This is a genomic window from Paludibacterium yongneupense DSM 18731 (genome assembly GCF_000422925.1).
In the GTDB taxonomy this organism is placed as follows: domain Bacteria; phylum Pseudomonadota; class Gammaproteobacteria; order Burkholderiales; family Chromobacteriaceae; genus Paludibacterium; species Paludibacterium yongneupense.
On record NZ_AUGZ01000004.1, the window covers coordinates 171,375 to 186,665 of the forward strand.

A 15,291-nucleotide genomic window follows, 5' to 3' on the forward strand; every position below is an offset into this window, starting at 1 on the left:
CTCCCCGCCCGGGCCCGCCGGAGGGCGGGGCCGCGGCTCGCGCGGCGCTTTCCTGCGCCGCGATTCCCCTACCTGCAACGCGCTTTTCTTTGAATTATGATGTCTGTATTCTTGTTGCATCTATCCGGTGGATCGGGTGACCCGATTTGCCTTGGTGCGGGAGCAATACATGTATATCAGAAGTTATATCGGAGAACAGGCGCTCGGAGTGCTGGCCGCGTATCGGGGCCAGGATGCCGTGCTGCATATCTGCGGGGTCTATGCTCAGTGGGACAACACCCTGCGTTTGTTCATTCCGCGCGGTCATGCGCTGAAAGCCGGCGATCTGGCGACGATACATCTCGATAACCGGACCGGGGTCGATGAACTGGACGCCGATCTCAAGGTGTATCGCATGTCGTACAAGGGCGAGGTCGTGCAGGCCGACGAGGACTGGGTGACGCTGGTGCCGCGCGAGTGCCAGGTGATGCACGGCACGCGCTGCATTCTCGATCTGCGCGCCCCCGGCTATGCCTTTCCTGCCGACACGCGCCCGCCGCGTCCGCTGCCGCTATCGACGCTCGAGGCGCTGCCGGCCGTCGAGCACAAGGACCATCCCAACAAGATCGGCGTGCTGGTGACGCTGGCGCCGGAGCAGCCGCACACGACGGTGCTGGCCTTCCTGTCCAGCCAGGATGACGATATTTTCCTGATCACGATGCCCGGTGCGTTCAAATCGCAGTTGCTCAAACGCGACGGCCATTGCTTCTTCGTCATCGACGAGCGCGCGACCTTCACCTTCGAGCGCTCTATCCAGTGGAATTACACCATCATCGAAGCCGAAGCCGCGCACATCCCGCGCACTTCGCCGCTGTTTCTGCAGGTGCAGCAGGCTTTCATCGACAAGAATCCCTGGGAAATCGCCTTTTTTATCCAGCCCGAGCTGGAAATGTACCATTTGCGGCGCGAGCGCATTGTCTATCCGGGCGAGCTGCGTCGCGTGGCGGTCCCGACGGTCTGAGCCGTACGCCGGTGACAGGCTTGCCGGTGTAGAATGTCCGCAAAGAGAAGGGCACGGCCGCCGACTATCCGCGTGCCGTCGCCAGCCGATAACGACGCGAACAGGAAAACCATGTACCAGTCTCATGCCGAGCGGCGCGCCCGGCTGATGCGGACGCTGGGCGCCGGGGTGGCGGTTCTGCCGACCGCCCCCGAGGTCCGGCGTAACGCCGATACCCACTACCCCTATCGCGGGGACAGCCATTTTCTGTATTTGACCGGATTCACCGAACCGGACGCCGTACTGGTGCTCGATGCGGACCAGGGGCGCTCGATCCTGTTCTGCCGCGAGAAAAACCTCGAACGGGAGATCTGGGACGGTTTCCGTCACGGTCCTGACGGCGCACGCGAGGCCTTCGGCTTCGACGAGGCCTACCCGCTCGCCGAACTCGATAGCCGCATGCCGGACATCCTCTCGGGCCGCAGCCAGCTCGCGTGGCCGCTTGGCCGCGACGCCGCTTTCGACGCGCGCGTGGCCGGCTGGCTGGATGCCGTGCGCGCGCGATTCCGCCTCGGCATCGATGCGCCCGACCGCTTCGCCGATCTGCTGGCGCCCATGGACGAGATGCGCATGGTCAAGGACGAAGGCGAGATCGAGATCATGCGCCGTGCCGGACGCATTTCCGCCGAAGCGCATGTGCTGGCGATGCAGGCGACGCGTCCCGGCGGCTACGAGTACCAGGTCGAGGCCGAAATTTTGCGCCACTTCATTCATAACGGCGCGCGCTTCCCTTCCTACGAGAGCATTGTCGCCGGCGGCGCGAATGCCTGCGTCCTGCATTACGTCGGCAATTCCGCACGGCTGGCCGATGGCGATCTGCTGCTGATCGATGCCGGTTGCGAACTGGGCGGCTATGCCGGCGATATCACCCGTACTTTTCCCGTGAACGGTCGCTTCAGCGGGCCCCAGCGCGATGTTTACGAAGTGGTCCTGGCGGCGGAACTGGCCGCCATCGACGCGATTCGCCCCGGCGCGCTCTGGAATGCGGCCGGCGATGCCGCGCTGCGCGTGCTTGTGCGCGGCATGCTCGACCTCAAGCTGTTGAGCGGAAGCGAGGACGGGGTGATCGAGTCGCAGGATTACCGGCGCTTCTATATGCATGGCATCGGCCACATGCTCGGCCTGGACGTGCATGATGTCGGTCGACGCAAGGTCGACGGGCAATGGCGTGCGCTGCGCCCCGGCATGGTGACCACGGTCGAGCCCGGCCTGTATATCCGTCCGGACGACACGGTGCCGGCGGCGTTCCATAATATCGGCATCCGCGTCGAGGATGACGTGCTGGTGACCGAGGACGGCTGCGATGTGTATACCTCGGCCGCCCCCAAGCGCATCGAGGACATCGAGGCCTTGATGGCGGCGCGATGAGCGCGGCGGAGGCAGCAATGGCTTTCATTCCCGAACACTGCGATATCGCTGTCGTCGGCGGCGGGCCGAGCGGGGCGCTGGCGGCGCTGCATTTTGCCGCGGCCGGTCGAAATGTGGTTCTGATCGAGGCGCGCGCGCGCGCAACGCCGCCGCGCGATGCGCGCGCGCTGGCCTTGTCCTGGGGCAGCCGCGACGCGCTGGCGGCTGTCGGTGCCTGGAGCGACGATCTGCCATCGACCCCGATCGACCGCGTGCATGTTTCGCGGCAAGGCGGGTGGGGACGTACGGTGATCGACCGCGCCGATGTGCAACTGCCGCATCTGGGTCTGGTCGTCGATTATCCGCAACTGGTCCTCGGACTGGAGCGTCGCCTGTCCGAGGCCGGCGTGACGGTGCTGTGGCAGACGCGCGCGACGGGCGTCCGTCCTTTGAGCGGCTACTCGGTCCTGACGCTGGAGGATGGCGGCGGCGAACGCGTGTTGACCTGCCGCCTGGCCGTGCTGGCAGAAGGCGGCGCCCTGGCGGCGGCGTTGCCCGGCATGCGTCGTTTGCAGCACGACTACCATCAGAGCGCCGTCCTGGCCCATCTCCTTGCCGAGACGCCGCCGGCCGGCGTGGCCTACGAACGCTTCGCCGCCCGTGGGCCGCTGGCCCTGCTGCCGCACGACGACGGTTTCATGCTGGTGTGGACCCGGGCCCCGGACGATGCCGAGCGCTTGCTGACGGCGGATGACGGCGAGGTGATCGCCGAGTTGCAACAGGCGATCGGCTCGCGCATCGGGCGCATTGTCGGCATCTCGCCACGTACCGCCTTTCCGCTCAAGCTCAGCGAGGCGAGCCGCATCGTCGCCGCGCGTACGGCATTGATCGGAAATGCCGCCCAGACCATGCATCCGGTGGCGGCGCAAGGCCTCAATCTCGGCATCCGCGATGCAGTCGCGCTGGCCGCGGCGCTCGCCGACTCCACCGACCCGGGCGACGCGGCCGCGCTGGCCGCGTATGCGCGTGCGCGCAAGCGCGACAGTCTGGCGGTGGTCGGTTTCACTCACGGTCTGGTCGCGTTGTTCGATGGCCCGCGCCATCCCCTGGTCGACCGCGCTTACGGACTCGGCATGGCCGCGCTCGACGTTGTCGGGCCGTGGCGGCGGCGTTTCGCTCGCCACCTGGTCTTTGGCGTGGCGAGCGGAGTGCGGCGATGAGACAGGACTTCTACGACGTCGTCGTCGTCGGCGGCGGCCTGGTTGGAGCGTGCACCGCGCTGGGCTTGCAGCAGCAGGGGCGTCGCGTTGCCCTGGTCGACCCTGGGCTGCCGGATTTTGCCGCCTTGGAGCAGGGGTGGGATGCGCGCATCTACGCGATCAGCCCGGGCAATCGTCGCTTTCTGGAGTCGCTGGGCGCCTGGCCGGACGACAGCCGCATCGGCGTGGTCGAATGCATGGATGTCCACGGCGACCGCGGCGGCCGGCTCGGTTTCGCGGCGAGCGATGTCGGCGCCCCGGCCCTGGCCTATATTGTCGAAAACCGCTGGCTGCTGGCCGCGCTGTGGCGACGCTTGCGCGAGCAGCCGCTGGCCGTGTTCGAAACCCCGGCGCTGGCATTGCGGCGCGATGCGCGCGAGGCCAGGTTAAGTCTGGAGGACGGTACCGAGTTGCACTCGCAGCTGCTGGTCGGCGCCGATGGCGCGTCGTCGTGGGTTCGCACCCAGGCGGCGATCGGGGTCAACGTCAAACCGTATGCCCAGTCGGCCGTGGTGGCCAATTTTTCCTGCGAACGCGGGCATGACAATACGGCGCGGCAGTGGTTTCTCGGCGATGGCATCCTGGCCTGGCTGCCCATGCCGGGGAACTGTATCTCGATTGTCTGGTCTAGCCCGAGCCCCGGGGATTTGCTGGCGCTGGACGGCGAGGCCTTGTGCGAGCGCGTCGCCGCCGCCGGAGGCGCGGCGCTCGGACGCCTGCATCTGCTGGCTCCTGCGTCGGCCTTTCCCCTGCGCCTGCTGCGTCCCGACGCGCTGGTCTCCGGTCGGTTGGCCCTGGCCGGGGACGCCGGGCATACGGTGCATCCGCTGGCCGGTCAGGGCGTCAACCTCGGTTTTCAGGACGCGGCCACGCTGACCGCGCTGCTGGCCGCGGGGGGCGATGCCGGCGACTGGATGCGCTTGCGCCGCTACGAACGCTCGCGGCGCGAGGCCATCGTCACGATGCAGACGGCCTGCGATGGACTGTACACCCTGTTCAATCGACAGGATCTCCCCGGTCTTGCCTGGCTGCGCAATGCCGGCCTGAGCCTGACCGACCGTCTTCCCGGTTTGAAGCGCCAGTTCGCGCGCCATGCCATCGGCTACTGATAAGGATTTTGCATGAACAAGAACATGATCAAACTGGCGGCGAGCAGCGTCTTGCTCGGCTTGATGGCCTGCACTGCCAACGCCAACGACAGCGCCGACACTCAGAACGTGCGCAAGTTGTTTCAGACCCGCTTCGCCGATCGTCAGGTGCTCAGCGTCGGCAAGACCCCGGTCAAGGGTATTTACGAGGTGGTGCTCAAAGGCAACCGCATCGTCTATGTGGACCAGAAAGTCGATTACCTGTTCGTCGGCGACCTGATCGACGTGGCCAAGCGCGAAAGCCTGACCGAAGCGCGTCAGGCCTCGCTGTCGCGCGTCGACTGGAAGTCGCTGCCCCTGCAGTATGCGATCAAGGAAGTCCGTGGCAACGGCGAGCGCAAGATGGCGGTGTTTACCGATCCGGACTGCCCGTTCTGCAAGCGCCTGGAGCGCGAGGGGCTGGAAGGGGTGACCAATGTCACTATCTACACCTATCTTTACCCGCTGGTGGAACTGCATCCGGATGCCCTGCACAAGTCGCAGCAGATCTGGTGCGCGTCCGACCGCGGTGCGACCTGGACGGCTTTCATGCATGATGGCAAGGCGCTGCCGAGTGCGACCGATTGCGATACCTCCGCGTTGGCCCGCATCAAGGAACTGGGCGAACGCCTGGGCATCAACGGCACGCCCGGACTTGTTTTCGCCAACGGGCGCATCGTCGCCGGGGCGATTCCGAAAGAAGAGATCGAGGCCAACCTCGACGCAAAGTAATGTCGGTCGGGAAGTAGAAAGTCATAACAAGACGAGGAGATACCATGACTGATTTGCACGAGGCATTCGTCCAGGCGCAAGCCGACGTCAAGACGCTGGCCGAAAGGCCGGACAACCAGACCTTGCTGCAGCTGTACGCGTTGTACAAACAGGCGAGCGACGGCGATGTCAGCGGCGAGCGGCCGGGGATGATGGATTTTGTCAACCGCGCCAAGTACGACGCCTGGGATGCGTTGAAAGGGACGTCGGCGAGTGAAGCACAGCAGCGCTATATCGATCTGGTGAAAAATCTGCTCGCCTGATTTTTTGCCTGCCGGAGCGGCTTCCCGGGGGGAGCCGCTTCATCTTCCTTGCACGGTCATGAACCCCGGCCTGAAGGCCGGCGGCCTTGTTGTGGCATCAGAACAGTCCGAGGCGCTGCGCGGTGTTGACGAGTTCGGCGGCATTATGCGCGTCGAGTTTGCGCATCAGGTTCAGGCGGTGGGTCTCGACCGTTTTCTGGCTGATGGCCAGGCGTTCGCCGATTTCGCGGTTACGGTAGCCCTCGGTGATCAGTTTCAGCACCTGGCGCTCGCGGCTGGTCAGGCTGCGTCCGCTTGTGCCTTCGTTCAGCGTGGTCATGACCTGTTCCTGATTCAGCGCGGGGTCGAGAAAACGCTTGCCGGCGGCCACGCGCCGTAGCGCGTGCAGCAGTATGCTCTGCGAACTGTGCTTGAGCACATAGCCCTGGGCCCCCGCCATGAAGGCATGGCTGGCCTTGTATTCCTGGTTGTTGCCCGTCATCACCACGATCATCAGCTCCGGCCAGCGTTGCTTGAGCTGCACGATCACGTCCATGCCGTCCATGCCGGGCAGGCCCAGATCCAGCAACACCAGTTCGGGCTCGTAGCGGTGGCAGGCCTGCATCACTCGCAGGCCATCGTCCACTTCGCCGACGACCGTGAACAGGGGGTTGCCCTCCAGCATCATCTTCAAACCTTCCGTCACGATGATATGGTCTTCCACGATCAGGATGGATGTCTGCTTTCGTAACGGCTGCTTCATGTGACTGGTATATCCCTATGCGGACAAGGTCCGGGTGCAGGGTGGGGGAACGTTAGCGTCAGTATGCGAGATGGTGTGCTTTTGCGAAATCAGGTCAAGACCTGATTTGATGAAGGCGGGCCATTTCCGATAATGCCCGCTGCATCTTAACCCGTGTCCCACTCATGTCGCAGCCTCTGCCTTGCCCTCTCTCCGATCTTGCCTGGGTACGTCCCGATGGTGACAGGCTCGATCTCGACGGTACCCCCGGCTGGTTTTGGCGGGCGCCGGACGGGCTGGTGCTGGCCTGTGCCGTCGAACCCGCCCATGCGGGGCCGGCCTGGCTTGTCCGTGCGAGCCTGCTGCTGGCCGCATCGGCCGACGCCTTGCCCTATGCGCTGTGGCGCGAAGGGGGGCGTTACTGGTTGTGGCGCCGCTACCCGTCGGGTTCCGCTGCCGACGAGGTCGGGCCAGAACTCGAAAATCAGCTGGCGCTCGCACGCTGGCTGGCCGACGTCGCGCCGCGGCGCGAGTCCTTGTCCTTGCGACAGGCGGCGCGACTGGCATGAAGCGGGCCTGCCTGCTGCTGCTTCTGCCGCTGCTGGCCAGCGGCACCGAACTCGACTGGCGTGGAAAGCCGTTTTTCATGTCGGCCCGCGGCATGCCGGTGTCGACCCTGTTGCAGGATATGGGGGCTCATTATCGGCGCCCGGTGGTGATCGGCGCCAGAGTCGACGGTTTTTTCAGTGGCGGGCTGCTGCCGGATGCTCCGGCGCGCACGCTGGACCGGCTGGCCCGGCAGTTCCGCCTGGCCTGGTATTACGACGGCCAGGCCGTATACGTGTATTCGGCGCAGGAGGTCGAGCGCAGCATGGTGCCGGTCCGCGTCGCGCAGACGGCCGAGGTGCTGGGCGAACTGATGACGCAAGGGGCAAGCGACGGTCGTTTCTGCCGCGTGCGCGAGATTGCGGCCGCGGGTGCGCTGGAGGTGACGGGCGTGCCGATATGCCGCGAGCGCATTGCGAGTCTGGTGCGGCATTTCGACGACAGCCGTGCCGCCGCCGATCTGCGGCAGGAGGCCATCAAGGTGTTCCCCCTGCTCTATGCGAGCGCCGCCGACGGCGCCTATCGCTACCGTAACGAAAGTGTGCGTGTGCCCGGCGTGGTGTCCATGCTGCGCGAGATGGCGACCGCCGCGCGTCCCATGCTCGCGGGCGCAAGCGCCCCGGCGGCGGAAAGCCCCGGCGGGGGGCCGGTGTTCAGCGCCGATACGCGCAACAACGCCGTCGTTGTCCGTGACCGGCCGTCGCGCATCGGCGTCTACGCCGAATTGATCCGCCAGCTCGATATCAAGCCGTCGCTGGTTGAGATCAGCCTGGCGATCATCGATGTCGATGCCGGCGATCTCAAGGCGCTCGGCATCGATCTGTCTGCGTCGGCGCGTATCGCAGGCGGAACGCTCGCGTTCAATCCGGTGCAGGCGGGGAGCGGCGGGGCTTTTTCCTCCGTGGTCAGCGATACCGGCAATTTCATGCTGCAGCTCAACGCACTGCAACAGAATTCGCGCGCACGCATTCTGTCCCGCCCGTCGGTGGTGACCTTGAACAATGTCCAGGCCGTTCTCGATCGCAACATCACTTTCTATACCAAGTTGAGCGGAGAGAAAGTCGCTTCGCTGGAGTCGGTCGCCACCGGCTCGCTGTTGCGCGTGACCCCGCGCCTGATAGACCAGGGCGGCAAGGTGATGCTGACGCTGAACATTCAGGATGGCCGCCAGGCGCCTCCCCTCAGTTCGGTCGAGTCACTGCCGCAGGTGCAGAACTCCGAGATCGCGACCGAGGCGGCACTGAAGACCGGCCAGAGCCTGCTGCTGGGCGGTTTCGTCCAGGATGAGGAGACGAATTCCGAGCGCGGGATCCCGCTGCTGGGCGATATTCCACTGCTCGGTGCACTGTTCAGATCGAATACGGTCCACCGGCGTAGCGTGGTGCGACTGTTCCTGATCAAGGCGGAACCGGTGATCGAATCGTGACGGACTACCTTTTCCGAATCCGCTTGCTATCCGGGCCGTTGTGCGGGCGCGAGCTGGAGCTGCGCGCCGGTGTTTTTACCATTGGCGGCGACGACCCCGACCTGGACGTTCTGCTGGATGATGCGGCGGTGTGCCGGCTGGACATCGACGCCGCGGGGGTGCGCCTGCTCGATCCATTGCCGTGCTGGATCGATGGCATTCCGGGGTTCGACGGCGATTGCCTGCCGCTGGGGCGGGTGCTCGATCTGGCGGGTCTGGTCGTGGTCCTCGCCGCCGCCGGGGAGTCCATCCCCCCGCTCCGGCCCGTGCCGCGGCAAAGCGCACGGCGTGCGCGCGGGCGGGTGCTTGTTCTCTGGCTGCTGCTGGCGGCGGTGGCTCTGGCTCTGACCGGGTGGGCGTTCAGCCGGATGCGGGTCGTGGTTCCCGCTTTCGACGCGCAGGGGCTGATCGCAGCCGGCTTGCGCGATCCGGCACTGGCCGGAGTCCGCGCCGTCTGGGGGCCTGACGGCAGCGTGACGCTGTCCGGCCACTGCCTGGACAGCGCTCGCCTCGCGCATATGCGCGACGAGCTGTCGCGACAGGGGGTACCGCTGCGCGATGAGGTGCAGTGCCGCGACGAGCTCGTCGCCCGGGTTGCACGCTTGCTGAATGTTCACGGCTATCGCGAGGCGAAGGTCGTCCCGGGGCCGGAGGCGGGCACCGTCGCGATTCGCGGCGACATCCGCTTCGATGCCCGTTGGGACAAGGTGGCGCAGCGGCTGCTCGTTCTGCCCGGGTTGGCCGGCTGGACGGTCGGCAACGAAGAAGCCGGCTTGCTGTCCAGGCTGGCCGCGACGCTCGGGCGCGAGAAACGGCTCGATGGGGTCAGCGCCGCCTTGCACGGCAATCGGCTGTTTGTCGGAGCGCGGCTGCCACCCGCACGGCAGCAGGCACTGGTCGAGTCCTTGCAGCGTTTCGTGCGCGGTCAAGATGGAAGCATCGACTTTCTGGTTCAGGCGATTCCGCCGTCGCGCGACCTTGCCGCCATGTTGCCGGCCGCCGTGGTGGCCGTCGGCGGCGATCCCGCGCAGCCCTATCTGGAGCTCGCCAATGGCATGCGCCTGGTGCCCGGCGCGCATCTGCCCGGCGGGTATCGCGTTCTGGCGCTGGGCGCGCGCGGACTGTCATTGCTGGGCGAGGACGGTCTGTTCTATCTGCCGCATGAGCTATGAGCGGTCGAGCGAAGACATGGCGCGGCTGACCCGGCTTGAAGACCGCCTGCGGCAGGATGGCGAAGGCCGCTGCTGCGGGGATTATCTGGCGCAACTCGCTGCGGCCGAGTCGCACTTGAACATGCAGCTGCGCCAGCCGCTGGCTCCGGACGTCCATCGCGCTTTGCAAGCGCAGCTCGCCGCCTGCCGTGCCGCGGCCGAGGTGGTGGAATGCCTCTGGCATCGCTATCACCCCGATGCATCCCTGCGGCCGCTGTGCACCGAATCGAAGAAAACGACAGAAAGCGCGGTTATTCGGGAAGCTGCCCGCGTGCGCCTCAAATAAGATGGACTGGCATCAAAGGAGAGTGAGCATGGACCCGAAACAGCAATTGGATTTTGTCATGGCGGATATTGGCAGTCGTAGCGATGCTCTTAAACGGCAGTTCGCCGAATTCAAACGTCTGCAGCAAGAAATTGAGCGGATTATGGCGGCGCGCGATCAAAACGCCTTGCAGTGCAGGGAGAAAATCGAGCAGGCATTGTCCGGCGATTTCGAGCAAAAAAAAACTGACGTCATGAGCCGGATTGCCGTTCTGGGGGGCATGGTCCGTGCTCTGGATTCAAGTCTCAAAGCGGTCGCGAACCCGGGCGGAGCTGCCGCTGGCCCAGTGGTCGCGCCGCGCAAGCCTCGTCGCAGGTTCGTATAAACATTCAGACAAGGAGTGGAATATGGCTGCACAAATGGACTCGGGAATGTACCGCCCCGGCGGGAACCCCATCATCGGCTCTGCGCTGCAGTCCGTCGCACTGCCGGCCACCGCCGTGGCGGTGCCGCGCGCCGTCATCAGCCTGGACAGCGGGCAACTGTTCACATCTGCGCTGGACGTATTGTTCCTGTTCATGGACGTGATGTCGCAAAGCGGGAACGAGCAGTTCGCCAAGATGGGGGTCAAGGCCAATGTGACGCGCGATGCCCAGGCCATGGCCAACGAAGTCGATGCCGTGATGGCCAATATGATAAAGGACGATGCCACGGGTGCGCTGCCGGATACGGTTTACAAATACATGAAGGATAATAACGTTCTGGTCAGCGGAAAAACGATTGACGGTTATTTAACTGGCAAGAAAATGAGCAGTTTGAATAAGGGGGAATTAAAAGCGATCCAGTCAGCACTCGAATCGACCAGTAATCGCGCTTCCGATTTTGTCACGCAGTCTCAACTGCTGATTCAGAAAGTCATGCAGATTTATTCTCAGATTTCCAACATGATCAGCAATATGCAGACACTGATGAAAGACATGATGGGGACCATCATCTCGGCCATCCGGTCCTGATTTTTTTTCGAATGAAAAAGGCGGCCGCGGGATTATGCCGGCGGCCATTTCAAATCCGCATCAGGAACGGCGCTGCGATCCGTTCAGTCTGGGGGGGAGATGGAAGCAAACGACGATCATCAGGTATTGCAGCAATTTTTCGCCCGTGGCGGCTCGCTCAGGATGCTGGCCGATGTCTCTGCCAGCGATCTCGACGCGGTGTATGCCTATGCCTGCCAATTGTTCGATGCCGGAGAAATCGGAGCGGCGAAACGCTTCTATTTCATGCTGGCCCGGGTCGATCACTGGCATTTCGACTACTGGCTGGCACTGGGTCTGTGCTGCCAGAAGTTGGGCGAGCACGAGGAAGCGGTTTTTTGTTTCAGCCGCTCGGGAATGATCCGGGTCAGCGATCCGCGCTCTTCGTATTTCGCCGACGTCAGCTACCAGTTGCAAGGGCGCCGCGATTTCGCGCGCAAGGCGTTCAATGCGGCGCTCAAATGGTGCGGTCAACACAGCGCACATGAGCCGATTCGGCGCCTGGCGGCGCAGTCGCTCGCTCATTGCGCGGCGGGAGCATGAAATGACGATGGATACGATGAACCGGTTTTCTGCAGACCGTATCGCAGGGGGGGGCGGCTTCGGTCTGGTCGATAGTCCCCCGGGCAGTCTGAAAGAGCATCTGGCCGACCTCGGCATCCCGCAGGGCAACCTGCAAGAGCGCATGGCCGATCTCGGCGTCCGCCAGCGCAGCCTGCCGGAGCGTCTGGCCGACCTCGGCGTCGCTCCGCTCAGTTTGACGGACCGGCTGGCCAAACTCGGCGTTTCCCAGGGCAACCTGCTCAGCCCCGGGGTGCTGGGCGGCGTGTCGGCGATTTTGCCTGCCGTCGATACGGCGGCGCCGGCCGATGCCTTGTACCGCCCGCCGCGTCCGGCGCGCGCGGCCTTCGCGGATCAGGCTGCCGCTGCGATGATGCGGATCCTTGAGAAGCTGGACCCGACCCTCGGCGCCAGCACCGGGGTCGAGGGCAAGAAGGGCTTGGGCCTGCACGATGTTGCCAGCGCTTCGATGGACACGTTGATGCTGGCGGCTTCGCTGCTGGGCAGCCGCGTGCTGTCGGATACCGTTTCCGCCAAGAGTCGTGCCATCGAGATCATGGGGCAGGCGCAGGAGGCGGCTCGCACCGAAGAGCTGCGCGCCTACCAGGAACAGATGGACAAGGCGATAGCCGATCAGGCGAAGGCGCAGAAGGCGGGCATCTTCAGCGTGATCTTCGACTGGATCGTCGCCGTGGTTGAGATCGCCACCGGCATCGGCAAGCTGATCGTAGGCGACTACGCCGGCGGCCTGATGGACCTCGGCGCCGGGCTCGCGGGTCTGGTCAAGGCGACGGCGGGCACGCTGGCGCTACTGATGCCGGACCAGGCGGAAAAATTCAGGGAAGTGGCCGATATCGCCGGCAAGGTGCAGCTCGGTTTCGAAATCGCCGGTGCAGCGGTGAGTCTGGTGCAAACCGGGCGCGGCATCATGGCGGCGCGCAGTGTGGTCTCCGGTTCGGCTTCGGCGATGAAGGGCGCATCGGGGCAGGCGCTGGGCGTGGCGATCAAGGAAGGCAACAAGCAGGCGGCCAGCAGCGTGGCGCACTCGATCGGCAAGGAAGTCGCCGACAACGTCGCGCAGCAGGTGTCGCAGAACATGAGCAAGATCTTCAAGGAGTCGGTTGTCCAGGTCGGCAAGACCGCGGCTGAAAAAGCGGCGGCCAAGATGGGCTTGACCAAGCTCGCGCAGAATTTTTCCAAGACCGGGATCGAGAGCCTGGTCAGCAAGAGCGTGGAGCAGGTGGCGCACCAGGCGATCAAGAAGGGGGTGACCCTTACCGGCGAGAAGCTGGCCCAGACCGTAGAACGCCAGGTCAGGATGGCGGTGATCAAGACGGCGCTCAAGTCGGGCATGACCGCCATCTCCGGGGTGCGCACCGCCGTGCTGCCGGCGGCGCGCCAGATTACCTCGTCCTCCATCGCCAAGGAACGCGCCGATTTGCAGAAGGTGATCCAGGACCTGATGCTCGACCAGGCGTGGCTGGACACGTGCGCCGAGTTCTTCGAAGAAGCCAAGAAGGCCGATCTCAAATCGATGAAGGAACTGATCTCGGATCAGGCCACCGTGATGCAGGGAGCCAGCCAGGCTCTGAACCAGGCAGGGGCGACGCAGGCGCAAATCGTCGCCGCCATCGCTTGAATACAAGGGAGACGACCATGAGTATGAATGTGATGTCCGCAAGCGCAAGCACGGGTGCAATGCCCGCGAGCGAAATCGATGCAACCGGTACGTTGGCCGCCGTGGCGGCAGGCGGCGATATGGAGGGAATCGCCACGCTCGACGAGCTGATGCTCAAGATGGCGCAACTGATGAAAGAGATGCGCGATTTGCAGCAGGACTACAGCGCCCGGCAGCAGGAGCAGAATTTCACGCAGCACGTTGCCGCCGTGACGGAAAAACGGGCTTCCATCGGCAAAGCGTATGAGGCCGCGAGCGGTGCCGCCATTGCCGGCATCGTCGGCGGCGCGCTGGGCTTGTTCGGCGGTGCCGTCGGTGGTGCGAAAGGGGTGGAGGCGCTGACGCAGCTGGGCAGCATGGCGGGCAAGGCCAGCGACAGCATCGGCCAGCTCGTCTCGGCAGGCCAGTCGCGCGAAGCGCAGATGATGCAAGTGCAGGGCGAGTTCATGAGTGCGAGCGCCGACAGCTACCGTTCCGGCATGCAGAAGGTGATGGATGCGGCCATCGAGTGTTCGCGCTTGATGCGTGAGACCACGCAGCAACTGGTCGACTTGCACGCCCGTCTGACCTCCGCCGTCAAGTTCGGCTGAGTCCGGTGGGCGCACCGGATACGGCTAGCGTCGACCGCTTCCTCTATGCCTGCGGAATCGGAACCCGAGTGGCCTTTTTCGGGGAGAGCGATTTCGTCGTCGGCAGCGAGGCCCTGCTCGACGAGATCGAACTGGTGTTCCGCGTCGAAGCCGGCGAACTGGTCGTCTGTCATTTCGCCGCGCGGACCCAGACGCACGGACTCGACTCGGCGGTGGGGCGGCTGGTCTCGCTGCTGGAGCGGATACTCGCCGGCGTGCCCGGGTTGACGGCGGTGCGCGGCATGATCCTGCCGAGTCTGTCCGATCCCGAGCTGGACCGCGCGCATCGCCGGCTGGCCGAGGTGCTCGAGTCGCGCGGGGCGCGCTGGGTCGAAGTCGACGGCGCTCCCTGGTTGCGCTTCAGCCGGGAAGGCCCGGCCCGGTAGCGCAGCCTGCGCTTGCGCCCCCGCCGGACGGGCGGGGACGCTGATCGGTCGCCGCAACGGCCGCTCGCGGACACTAGTCTCGCGGGCGGTTTTTTTTGCGTTTTGCCCTCGGTGCGGGTTCAGGTGATTACCGGATGGTTGTTCGTTCGCCGGCACGCGATGATGTTCGTATCAGAAATATCCGGGCAGGTGAGTGATATGGATGCCGTGAAAATCTTTGTCTGCGAGCAGGCCACCCGGCTTCGGGTCGACGGGGCGCTATGCGAAGCCGGGCCGGGGCAGTTGCTTGTCAGCGGCGGGCGGGGGCAGGTCGAAGCGGTCGACGACACTTGCCTGTGCCTGACGGTGTTCGATGCCGATTTCAAGGTCATCTACCCGGAGCTGGCCGACCTGGTCGATCCAGCCACGCCGGTGATGGCATTCAAGCCCGAGCCCTTGCGCCGGATCGCTGCCGAGGCCGAGGTATTGCGCGTGGTCGCCGTGCTGGCGGACGCCAACCGCAATGCCATGCTGCGTTTCGTTTTCGTGTTCTGTCTGGGGCACGATCGCCGCTATTTTTCGGCTTTACTCCGCCAGCGCGCGATAGGAGACCCTCATTTTTTCGAGTTCATTGCGAACAATAGCCTCAACCCGTGGTCGGTGACGCGCTATGCGGAAGAGCTGGGAATCCCGCTGCGCAAATTCAATGAATTGTTTGTGGAAAAGTACGGCGTGTCGGCCAAGCACTGGCTGCTCGAACACCGCTTGCAGCATGCGCGCGGACTGCTGGTCATGACGCGGCAGCGCGTGGTGGATATCGCACTGGAGTGCGGCTTCAGCAATCACGCCCATTTTGCCGACAGTTTCAAACGACGTTTCGGTCTGAGTCCGAGTTCGTGGCGCCAGAGCGGACGCCCGGTCGGCGATCGTTCACTCTGCGGGTAAGGAAGATC

Annotated in this window: 18 protein-coding genes; 17 read left to right on the forward strand and 1 reads right to left on the reverse strand. The window is 64.6% G+C overall.

What is annotated here, in order from left to right:
• The first annotated feature begins 169 nt into the window (after nt 1-169).
• From G520_RS0100850 to G520_RS0100875, 6 genes are all read left to right on the forward strand, one after another.
• The gene (locus G520_RS0100850) at nt 170-1,000 is read left to right on the forward strand and encodes a hypothetical protein (RefSeq protein WP_028534021.1); all 831 of its coding nucleotides are present in this window, start codon (nt 170-172) and stop codon (nt 998-1,000) included.
• 111 nt (nt 1,001-1,111) lie between these two features.
• Entirely contained in the window at nt 1,112-2,407 is a 1,296-nt protein-coding gene (locus G520_RS0100855; protein ID WP_028534022.1) for an aminopeptidase P N-terminal domain-containing protein, read from the forward strand.
• 17 nt (nt 2,408-2,424) lie between these two features.
• Nucleotides 2,425-3,606 carry an FAD-dependent oxidoreductase gene (locus G520_RS0100860; protein ID WP_028534023.1) on the forward strand — a complete coding sequence of 394 codons (1,182 nt, stop codon included), beginning with the start codon at nt 2,425-2,427 and terminating at the stop codon, nt 3,604-3,606.
• Nucleotides 3,603-4,754 (forward strand): UbiH/UbiF family hydroxylase, encoded by a 1,152-nt coding sequence (locus tag G520_RS0100865; RefSeq protein ID WP_028534024.1) that lies wholly within the window; start codon nt 3,603-3,605, stop codon nt 4,752-4,754. Before G520_RS0100860 ends, G520_RS0100865 begins: the two co-directional genes overlap by 4 nt.
• Before the next feature lie 12 nt (nt 4,755-4,766).
• Nucleotides 4,767-5,504 (forward strand): DsbC family protein, encoded by a 738-nt coding sequence (locus G520_RS0100870; RefSeq protein WP_028534025.1) that lies wholly within the window; start codon nt 4,767-4,769, stop codon nt 5,502-5,504.
• Nucleotides 5,505-5,548: 44 nt separating this feature from the next.
• Entirely contained in the window at nt 5,549-5,806 is a 258-nt protein-coding gene (locus tag G520_RS0100875) for an acyl-CoA-binding protein (protein ID WP_028534026.1), read from the forward strand.
• A 97-nt stretch (nt 5,807-5,903) separates the two neighbouring features.
• Here the strand turns inward: G520_RS0100875 and G520_RS0100880 are convergent, their stop codons facing one another.
• Nucleotides 5,904-6,548: a two component system response regulator gene (locus tag G520_RS0100880; RefSeq protein ID WP_028534027.1), complete on the reverse strand. Its 645-nt coding sequence runs from the start codon at nt 6,546-6,548 to the stop codon at nt 5,904-5,906.
• Between the two features lie 164 nt (nt 6,549-6,712).
• Between G520_RS0100880 and G520_RS0100885 the strand changes: the two genes are divergently transcribed.
• The 11 genes from G520_RS0100885 to G520_RS21000 all read left to right on the forward strand — a co-directional run bounded on the left by G520_RS0100885 (nt 6,713) and on the right by G520_RS21000 (nt 15,283).
• Nucleotides 6,713-7,096, forward strand: a complete 384-nt coding sequence (locus tag G520_RS0100885; protein WP_028534028.1) for a hypothetical protein — start codon at nt 6,713-6,715, stop codon at nt 7,094-7,096.
• The gene (locus tag G520_RS0100890) at nt 7,093-8,559 is read left to right on the forward strand and encodes an EscC/YscC/HrcC family type III secretion system outer membrane ring protein (RefSeq protein WP_028534029.1); all 1,467 of its coding nucleotides are present in this window, start codon (nt 7,093-7,095) and stop codon (nt 8,557-8,559) included. Before G520_RS0100885 ends, G520_RS0100890 begins: the two co-directional genes overlap by 4 nt.
• Nucleotides 8,556-9,770: a type III secretion system inner membrane ring subunit SctD gene (sctD, locus tag G520_RS0100895; RefSeq protein ID WP_028534030.1), complete on the forward strand. Its 1,215-nt coding sequence runs from the start codon at nt 8,556-8,558 to the stop codon at nt 9,768-9,770. Before G520_RS0100890 ends, sctD begins: the two co-directional genes overlap by 4 nt.
• Nucleotides 9,760-10,095 carry an EscE/YscE/SsaE family type III secretion system needle protein co-chaperone gene (locus tag G520_RS20975; protein WP_169449796.1) on the forward strand — a complete coding sequence of 112 codons (336 nt, stop codon included), beginning with the start codon at nt 9,760-9,762 and terminating at the stop codon, nt 10,093-10,095. The genes sctD and G520_RS20975 overlap by 11 nt, the downstream gene beginning before the upstream one ends.
• A gap of 28 nt (nt 10,096-10,123) precedes the next feature.
• Nucleotides 10,124-10,459: a hypothetical protein gene (locus G520_RS0100905; RefSeq protein WP_028534031.1), complete on the forward strand. Its 336-nt coding sequence runs from the start codon at nt 10,124-10,126 to the stop codon at nt 10,457-10,459.
• Nucleotides 10,460-10,481: 22 nt separating this feature from the next.
• Complete coding sequence (locus G520_RS20980) at nt 10,482-11,087, forward strand: hypothetical protein (RefSeq protein WP_084637390.1); 606 nt, start codon at nt 10,482-10,484, stop codon at nt 11,085-11,087.
• A 99-nt stretch (nt 11,088-11,186) separates the two neighbouring features.
• On the forward strand, nt 11,187-11,648 hold the full coding sequence (locus G520_RS20985) for a SycD/LcrH family type III secretion system chaperone (RefSeq protein WP_036664928.1): 462 nt from the start codon (nt 11,187-11,189) through the stop codon (nt 11,646-11,648).
• A gap of 1 nt (nt 11,649) precedes the next feature.
• A complete protein-coding gene (gene sctE / locus G520_RS20990; RefSeq protein ID WP_051228772.1) occupies nt 11,650-13,305 on the forward strand; it encodes a type III secretion system translocon subunit SseC family protein in 1,656 nt (551 codons plus the stop codon).
• 17 nt (nt 13,306-13,322) lie between these two features.
• Nucleotides 13,323-13,934, forward strand: coding sequence for a hypothetical protein (locus tag G520_RS0100925; protein WP_156876819.1), 612 nt, complete (start codon nt 13,323-13,325; stop codon nt 13,932-13,934).
• A gap of 5 nt (nt 13,935-13,939) precedes the next feature.
• Nucleotides 13,940-14,359, forward strand: a complete 420-nt coding sequence (sseE, locus tag G520_RS20995) for a type III secretion system effector protein SseE (protein WP_169449797.1) — start codon at nt 13,940-13,942, stop codon at nt 14,357-14,359.
• A 198-nt stretch (nt 14,360-14,557) separates the two neighbouring features.
• On the forward strand, nt 14,558-15,283 hold the full coding sequence (locus G520_RS21000) for a helix-turn-helix transcriptional regulator (RefSeq protein WP_169449798.1): 726 nt from the start codon (nt 14,558-14,560) through the stop codon (nt 15,281-15,283).
• Nucleotides 15,284-15,291: the final 8 nt, after the last annotated feature.

Excerpts from the sequence above, each read along its gene's own strand:
- G520_RS0100850 (WP_028534021.1), top strand. The coding sequence starts at position 170 with ATGTATATCAGAAGTTATATCGGAGAACAGGCGCTCGGAGTGCTGGCC.
- G520_RS0100855 (WP_028534022.1), top strand. The coding sequence starts at position 1,112 with ATGTACCAGTCTCATGCCGAGCGGCGCGCCCGGCTGATGCGGACGCTG.
- G520_RS0100860 (WP_028534023.1), top strand. The coding sequence starts at position 2,425 with ATGGCTTTCATTCCCGAACACTGCGATATCGCTGTCGTCGGCGGCGGG.
- G520_RS0100865 (WP_028534024.1), top strand. The coding sequence starts at position 3,603 with ATGAGACAGGACTTCTACGACGTCGTCGTCGTCGGCGGCGGCCTGGTT.
- G520_RS0100870 (WP_028534025.1), top strand. The coding sequence starts at position 4,767 with ATGAACAAGAACATGATCAAACTGGCGGCGAGCAGCGTCTTGCTCGGC.
- G520_RS0100875 (WP_028534026.1), top strand. The coding sequence starts at position 5,549 with ATGACTGATTTGCACGAGGCATTCGTCCAGGCGCAAGCCGACGTCAAG.
- G520_RS0100880 (WP_028534027.1), bottom strand. The coding sequence starts at position 6,548 with ATGAAGCAGCCGTTACGAAAGCAGACATCCATCCTGATCGTGGAAGAC.
- G520_RS0100885 (WP_028534028.1), top strand. The coding sequence starts at position 6,713 with ATGTCGCAGCCTCTGCCTTGCCCTCTCTCCGATCTTGCCTGGGTACGT.
- G520_RS0100890 (WP_028534029.1), top strand. The coding sequence starts at position 7,093 with ATGAAGCGGGCCTGCCTGCTGCTGCTTCTGCCGCTGCTGGCCAGCGGC.
- G520_RS20975 (WP_169449796.1), top strand. The coding sequence starts at position 9,760 with ATGAGCTATGAGCGGTCGAGCGAAGACATGGCGCGGCTGACCCGGCTT.
- G520_RS0100905 (WP_028534031.1), top strand. The coding sequence starts at position 10,124 with ATGGACCCGAAACAGCAATTGGATTTTGTCATGGCGGATATTGGCAGT.
- G520_RS20980 (WP_084637390.1), top strand. The coding sequence starts at position 10,482 with ATGGCTGCACAAATGGACTCGGGAATGTACCGCCCCGGCGGGAACCCC.
- G520_RS20985 (WP_036664928.1), top strand. The coding sequence starts at position 11,187 with ATGGAAGCAAACGACGATCATCAGGTATTGCAGCAATTTTTCGCCCGT.
- sctE (WP_051228772.1), top strand. The coding sequence starts at position 11,650 with ATGACGATGGATACGATGAACCGGTTTTCTGCAGACCGTATCGCAGGG.
- G520_RS0100925 (WP_156876819.1), top strand. The coding sequence starts at position 13,323 with ATGAGTATGAATGTGATGTCCGCAAGCGCAAGCACGGGTGCAATGCCC.
- G520_RS21000 (WP_169449798.1), top strand. The coding sequence starts at position 14,558 with ATGGATGCCGTGAAAATCTTTGTCTGCGAGCAGGCCACCCGGCTTCGG.